This window comes from Pseudoduganella sp. RAF53_2, assembly GCF_052113985.1.
Taxonomy (GTDB): Bacteria; Pseudomonadota; Gammaproteobacteria; order Burkholderiales; family Burkholderiaceae_D; genus Rugamonas.
On sequence record NZ_JBFRDW010000907.1, the window covers coordinates 1 to 1,706 of the forward strand.

Here is a 1,706-nt window from a genome sequence, read left to right on the forward strand (position 1 = left end):
ACGAAAGGCAGCAAGGTATTAACTTGGAGGAGCCGCCGGGATCGTAGGTAATCAAGAGGAAATGTCGACTTATCCCCCCAAAAAAACACCATCGAAAAGCAAAAAAGCCAGCTCTCGGAGCTGGCTTTTCGTAAATCAAATATTTACTTGTATTCTTGGCGGAGAGGGGAAGTCAAATCATGCCACACAACCCGCATGAATACTTGGTTTAAGCCATCACAACCACACGAATACCGTCACCGATACCGTCAAAAATTTGTGTCGCAAGTATATTCAGTTGCGGATAGCCCTCACCTCAAGAACCAAGCGACCGCAATATTGGTTGCTGTTGGTCCTGAACAACAAATGGACACGTCGAACGAAYGTCGGCCGACCTACGCTTCCCAACTGCCCTTCGCCCATGTCCAGTGCATTTCAATTGCCACACGGCTTGGACGGTCTGGCATTTGCACCGGCAAGCGAACCGGAGCACCGCCAAGAGTTGAATAAGTAGTTGCCTGCAATTTTGGAGAGATGACTACTGTCATCGAAGCGGGGTCGATCGCAATAAGACCTAGGTCATAGAGAGTATGGATATCGGCTCGCAGAAGGAGTCCATTTTCCACTACATTCGTCTCTTCACCCATGTAGCCGTATATGTGTGCCGCTTCCAGCGCAGCTGGTACGTCGCAACCCGAGAGCGCACAATGTCCCTCATATGCTGCCAGGACCAAACGTCGGAACTTTCCTTGCCCCTGACGACAGACTATTGCCGCGAGAGTCTTTTTGCGAGCATCCTCGATGCTCTCAGGATCAAAATCATCTTCGCCGCTGCTACTTGTGTCGTTGCCCTGAACAGGATTCGGCGGTCCGCTGCTGAGTCCCTCAAGATTGAAATGCCCATTCTCCCACTCTCTCACCAACGCCAGCCCCAGCACCTGGTATCGAGGATTGGGTTTAGCTTTCACCTGTCGAATTACTCCGACGGGAATCTCATCTCGTTTGCAAGCTAGAAGCGCGACGTTGGTATACATCCGGTCGCGCTTGGAAGGGTCAAGCTGCTCTTGGAAATACTCGTAGGTCCAAGAGCCATCAGGGTTAAATTTTGGCTCACGATCCGGGTAAGGCCCCCCCAGAGACTCACGAATACTCAACGCGTACTGCGATCCCGCCGGCTTGTGGATTCCTTTCGCCTTGTTCACCAGGAACATACCATTAGCCATTTGCGCCGGCCAAGAAACCTCCTGTCCTTTATGCTCATGGAACCAATTTAATGCCTCCCGGTGTTCCGGTGTGAGCGCATCCAACTTCAACAAGGGGGCTACTGGCCGACCATGGGAGACATCGTTTGGAGTCTGGAAATTAAATGGTGGCTTTAACTTCTCCGATTGTACGTGGCCGTGAATAATTTGAAGTTCGGCTAAGACATGCTCCCGCGTGACGTTTTCCTTTCCAGCTTGACCTTCCAGCCGGCCGCGAACCTTCTTGATACCTTCGCCGCTCAGGGAGAAAGATTGATTGGGATTATCGTTGTTTAACCAGTGATTACGGCTCCAATGACCAATTGCCTGGCCTAGTAAGTACTTCAATAGCTCCGCCGACATATTAACGTCAGCGCGAATTTGATCAGGGTCATCCACGAATTGTGCTGCCATAAAAGAGGCGAGCGTAAATGCAGAGAGCCGTTTTTTGTCGTCTCTAAGGCTGTTCTCGGGGCGGTAGAACTG

Annotated in this window: 1 protein-coding gene; it reads right to left on the reverse strand. The window is 51.1% G+C overall.

From position 1 onward, the window contains the following. Nucleotides 1-374: 374 nt before the first annotated feature. On the reverse strand, nucleotides 375-1,706 hold a 1,332-nt coding region (locus AB4Z11_RS30895), incomplete at its 5' end, for an HNH endonuclease (protein ID WP_442029886.1).